We start from the raw sequence: 5,350 nt of genomic DNA, 5'->3' as shown, positions 1-5,350 counted from the left end.
CGAGGGGTGGATCCGCGTCTCCCTCGCCGCCGACCGCGACGCGCTCCTCGCGGGCCTCCGCCGGCTGCCGGCCCCCGGCGAGGCCGCGCCCTCCGCGTAGCGCGGCGAGACGGCCCCGCGACGGACGAGGCGACGCCCGCGTCCTAGGCTCGGAGCATGCCCCTCTCCGACAGCACCGCTCCCGTCCGCGCGTCCGCATCCACCGTCACCGCCATCGTCGGCGGCCACGTCGTCCCCGTGGACGGCGCGCCCATCCCCGGCGGCACCGTCCTCCTCCGCGACGGCCTCGTCGCCGCGGTCGGCGCAGGCGCCGACGTGGAGGTGCCCGAGGGCGCGACCGTGATCGACGCCGCCGGCCGCTGGGTCCTGCCCGGCTTCGTCGAGGCGCACGGCCACGTCGGCATCCACGAGGAGGCCAACGGCCCCGCGGGCAACGACACGAACGAGATGACCGATCCCGACATGTCGTCGGTCCGCGCCATCGACGCCATCGACATCGACGACGAGGGCTTCCGCGACGCGCTCAAGGGAGGCGTCACGACCATCGTCGTGAAGCCCGGCTCGGGCAACCCGATCGGCGGCCAGTCGGTCGCCATCAAGTCGTGGGGCGGCCGCACGATCGACGAGCAGCTCGTCAGCGACTCCGTGAGCGTGAAGAGCGCGCTGGGCGAGAACCCGAAGCGCGTCTACGGCGAGAAGGGCAGGACCCCCAGCACGCGCCTCGGCGTCGCCATGGTGATCCGCCGCGCCTTCCGCGACGCCGAGGACTACCGCGCCGCGCGCGACCACGCAGCCGCGGAAGGCAAGCCCTTCTCCCGCGACCTCGGCAAGGAGACCCTCGTGCGCGTGCTCGACGGGGAGCTCGCCTGGGACCAGCACACGCACCGCCACGACGACATCGCCACCGCGATCCGCCTCGCCGACGAGTTCGGCTACCGCCTCGTCGTCAACCACGGCACCGAGGGCGACAAGATCGCGGACGTGCTCGCCGAGCGCGGCATCCCCGTCATCTTCGGCCCGATGATCACCTCGCGCTCCAAGGTCGAGCTGCGCGACCGCGCCGTCGCGAACCTCGCCGCCCTGCACCGCGCCGGCGTGCTCGTCGCGATCACCACCGACGCCCCCGTCGTGCCCATCGACTTCCTGGTGCACCAGGCGTCGTTCGCCGTGAAGGACGGCCTGCCCGCCGACATCGCGATCCGCGCCATCACCGCGAACCCGGCGGCGATCCTCCGCCTCGACCACCGCGTCGGCGCCCTCACCCCGGGCCTCGACGCCGACGTCGTGATCTGGTCGGGCGACCCGCTCGACGTCCAGTCGCGCGCCGAGCACGTCATCATCGGCGGCGACACGGTCTACACCTGGGCCGACGGCCGCGGCACCACGGTCGAGCGCGGCACGCGCTTCGGCGCATGAGCGAGGCGACGGCCGGGGCTCCCGGCACCGGGTCCGACGCCCCGCGCACCGCCGTCGTCGCGGGCGCGTCCGGCTTCATCGGGCAGGTGCTCGTGCGCGAGCTGACCGACGAGGGCTACCGCGTGCTCACGGTCGGCCGATCGGGCGCCGACGCGCGCTGGGGCGACGAGGACGGGATCCGCCGCATCGTGGACGGCGCCGACCTCCTCGTGAACCTGGCCGGAAAGAGCGTGAACTGCCGCTACGGCGTCGCCGACCGGCGGGAGATCCTCCGATCGCGCGTCGAGACGACGGCCGAGCTCGCGCGTGCCGTCGCCGACAGCGCGCGGCCCGTTCCGGTCTGGATCAACGCCTCCACCGCCACCGTCTACCGGCACGCGACCGACCGTCCGCAGACGGAGTCGACGGGCGAGCTCGGCGACGACTTCTCGCCGTCGGTCGGGCGCGCCTGGGAGCGCGCGTTCTTCACGCCCGAGCTGCCGTCCACCCGGCGCGTGGCGCTGCGGATCGCGATCGTCCTCGGCCGCGACGGCGCGCTCCAGCCGCTCCTCGGCCTCGCGCGGTTCGGCCTCGGCGGCCCGCAGCTCGACGGCCGCTTCCCCGGCCGCCCCTCGCGCATCCGCGCCGGTGCCCACCACAGGTACCAGCCCACCCACGGCCGCCAGGTCTTCAGCTGGCTGCACATCGACGACCTGGTGGGGATCATCCGCTTCGTGCGCGACACCCCGTCCCTCGAGGGGCCCGTGAACGCGTCGAGCCCCGAGCCCGTCACGAACCGCCGGCTGATGAAGGTGCTCCGTCGGGCCGTAGGCATGCCGATCGGCCTCGCCGCGAACCGGTGGATGCTGGAGGTCGGCATGTGGCTGTTCCGCACGGAGCCCGAGCTCGTCCTCAAGAGCCGCTGGGTCGTGCCGGAGACGCTGGAGGCCGCCGGGTTCCGGTTCCGCTGGCCGGAGCTCGACCAGGCCGTCGCCGACATCGTCCGGCGCTGAACGCGTGGGGCCGGGTCCGTCGACCCGGCTCCGCGACCCGCCCGCGCGACGTGCCGTGGGATGATCGTGGTTCCGCCCCACAGCACCGACCCCACCGAAGGAACGCGTGAGCCCCCTAGCAACGAAGGCCCTCCGGCCCGCCGCGACCGACCCCGCGTCCATCCGCAACTTCTGCATCATCGCCCACATCGACCACGGCAAGTCCACGCTGGCCGACCGCATGCTGCAGATGACGGGCGTCGTCGACTCGCGCTCCATGCGCGCCCAGTACCTCGACCGCATGGACATCGAGCGCGAGCGCGGCATCACCATCAAGAGCCAGGCCGTCCGCATGCCGTGGGAGCTCGACGGGCGGACGTACGCGCTCAACATGATCGACACCCCGGGCCACGTCGACTTCTCCTACGAGGTGTCGCGCTCGCTCGCCGCGTGCGAGGGCGCGATCCTCCTGGTCGACGCCGCGCAGGGCATCGAGGCCCAGACCCTCGCGAACCTCTACCTCGCGCTCGAGAACGACCTGACGATCATCCCGGTGCTCAACAAGATCGACCTGCCGGCCGCCGACCCCGACAAGTACGCGGCCGAGCTCGCGTCCCTCATCGGCGGCAGCCCGGAGGACGTGCTGCGCGTCTCCGGCAAGACCGGCGCGGGCGTCGAGGAGCTGCTGGATCGCGTCTCCCGCACCATCCCCGCGCCCGTCGGCGATCCCGACGCCGCGGCCCGCGCCATGATCTTCGACTCGGTCTACGACGCCTACCGCGGCGTGGTCACGTACGTCCGCATGATCGACGGCAAGCTCAGCCCGCGCGAGAAGATCTCGATGATGTCCACGCGCGCCACCCACGAGATCCTCGAGATCGGCGTCAGCTCGCCCGAGCCCACGCCGTCGGACGGCCTCGGGGTCGGCGAGGTGGGCTACCTCATCACGGGCGTGAAGGACGTGCGCCAGTCGAAGGTCGGCGACACCGTCACGACCGCCGCACGCCCCGCGACCGAGGCGCTGCCCGGCTACACCGAGCCGCTGCCCATGGTCTTCTCCGGGCTCTACCCGATCGACGGGTCCGACTACCCCGACCTCCGGGACGCGCTCGACAAGCTCAAGCTCTCCGACGCGGCGCTGGTCTACGAGCCCGAGACCTCCGTCGCGCTGGGCTTCGGCTTCCGCTGCGGGTTCCTCGGGCTCCTGCACCTCGAGATCATCACGGAGCGCCTCTCGCGAGAGTTCGGGCTCGACCTGATCACGACCGCCCCCAGCGTGATCTACGAGGTCACGAGCGAGGACAAGAGGACCGTGACGGTGACCAACCCGAGCGAGTTCCCGGGCGGCAAGATCGTCAGCGTCTCCGAGCCCGTCGTGAAGGCCGCGATCCTCGCGCCCAAGGACTACGTCGGCACGATCATGGAGTTGTGCCAGTCGCGGCGCGGGATCCTGCTCGGCATGGAGTACCTCGGGGAGGACCGGGTGGAGATCCGCTACACGATGCCGCTCGGCGAGATCGTGTTCGACTTCTTCGACAACCTCAAGAGCAAGACGGCCGGGTACGCGTCGCTCGACTACGAGCCCGCGGGCTCGCAGGAGTCCGACCTCGTGAAGGTCGACATCCTGCTGCAGGGCGAGCAGGTGGACGCGTTCAGCGCCATCGTGCACCGCGACAAGGCGTACGCGTACGGGGTCTTGATGACCGGCCGGCTCCGGGAGCTCATCCCGCGCCAGCAGTTCGAGGTGCCGATCCAGGCCGCCATCGGCGCCCGGATCATCGCCCGCGAGTCCATCCGCGCCATGCGGAAGGACGTGCTCGCCAAGTGCTACGGCGGCGACATCACCCGCAAGCGCAAGCTCCTCGAGAAGCAGAAGGAGGGCAAGAAGCGCATGAAGATGGTCGGCCGCGTCGAGGTCCCCCAGGAGGCGTTCATCGCCGCGCTCTCGGGCGACACGGAGAAGAAGGCCAAGTAGCCCGGTGCCCGCACGCACGACGCGCCCCCTGCCTCTCGAGGCAGGGGGCGCGTCGTGCGTGCGGTCAGGACCGCGGACGCATCACCCGCGGGGCGTCGAGCGGCCGACGGCGCGGCGACGGCGGATCGCCGGGACGGCGACGAGCGCGAGGCCCGCGGCGAGCAGGGATCCCGTCAGGGCGATCAGCGGCACGGGGTCGGCGCCCGTCACCGGCAGCGTCGTGCGGTGGCCGACCGTCGCGACGCGGGCGCCGGTGACCGTGTACGGGACCGCAGGGGAGGAGCCCGACTCGATGCTGCGCGCCTCGCGCTCGTAGGGGAGGTACTGCGACTCGACCGCGGTCACGGAGTACGAACCCGACGGGAGGACCTGGTCGACGGACCACGTGCCGTCGGCGCCGACGGGTGAGGTCACCGTGAGGGGCTCGTCGTACGTGCCGTCGATCGTGAGCACGACCCGGGAGCCCGCGGTCGCGGTGCCCGCGAGGTGCAGGCGACCGTCGACCTGCGCATCGGGCGTGGGGCTGGTGATGACCGGAGCGGCCGGGCGGATCGTGAAGGCCACGTTGCCCTCGGTGGCCGTGGCGGCCTCGCCGAGCACCTGGTCCGCCTTCACCACCCAGAAGCCCACGGGCAGGCCCTCGGTCGTGGTCCAGGTGCCGTCGGCCTGGACTTGCGCCTCGAAGCCCAGGAAGCCGGCGCTGTCACCGTGGTGCGCCCGGAACCCCTCCGCGAACACGCTGAGCGAGATCCGTGCCCCTGCCACTCCCGTGCCGGAGAAGGTCGTCGTGCCGAGGACCTGGCCGGCGCCCTCCGAGGGCGTCAGGATCACGGGCGGGGGGAGCTGCGCGGGCTCCTCGTCGGCGGCGGGCTCGGCAGCGGGCACCGTGTCGACGGCCGGGGCCGGGACGGCCGGTGCCTCCGCGGCGGGCTCCCCGCCACCAGGTGCCTCGACCGACGGCGCCTCCACCGGAGTCTCGATCCCAGGT

General features: G+C 72.7%; 3 protein-coding genes and 1 pseudogene. 3 read left to right on the top strand and 1 reads right to left on the bottom strand.

Annotation, left to right across the window (positions count from 1 at the left end):
- Positions 1–156: 156 nt before the first annotated feature.
- The 3 genes from DZG00_RS11800 to lepA all read left to right on the top strand — a co-directional run bounded on the left by DZG00_RS11800 (position 157) and on the right by lepA (position 4,362).
- Positions 157–1,416: an amidohydrolase gene (locus DZG00_RS11800; protein ID WP_119382190.1), complete on the top strand. Its 1,260-nt coding sequence runs from the start codon at positions 157–159 to the stop codon at positions 1,414–1,416.
- Positions 1,413–2,408 carry an epimerase gene (locus tag DZG00_RS11795; RefSeq protein WP_119382191.1) on the top strand — a complete coding sequence of 332 codons (996 nt, stop codon included), beginning with the start codon at positions 1,413–1,415 and terminating at the stop codon, positions 2,406–2,408. The genes DZG00_RS11800 and DZG00_RS11795 overlap by 4 nt, the downstream gene beginning before the upstream one ends.
- Before the next feature lie 106 nt (positions 2,409–2,514).
- Positions 2,515–4,362 carry a translation elongation factor 4 gene (gene lepA / locus DZG00_RS11790; protein ID WP_119382192.1) on the top strand — a complete coding sequence of 616 codons (1,848 nt, stop codon included), beginning with the start codon at positions 2,515–2,517 and terminating at the stop codon, positions 4,360–4,362.
- Positions 4,363–4,443: 81 nt separating this feature from the next.
- Here the strand turns inward: lepA and DZG00_RS11785 are convergent.
- Positions 4,444–5,350: pseudogene (locus tag DZG00_RS11785) on the bottom strand (hypothetical protein); the annotation flags it as partial.

The organism is Clavibacter lycopersici, from assembly GCF_003576405.1.
Classification (GTDB): Bacteria; Actinomycetota; Actinomycetes; order Actinomycetales; family Microbacteriaceae; genus Clavibacter; species Clavibacter lycopersici.
The sequence above is the reverse complement of the archived record's forward strand: the minus strand, read 5'-3'. Positions and strand labels throughout refer to the sequence as shown.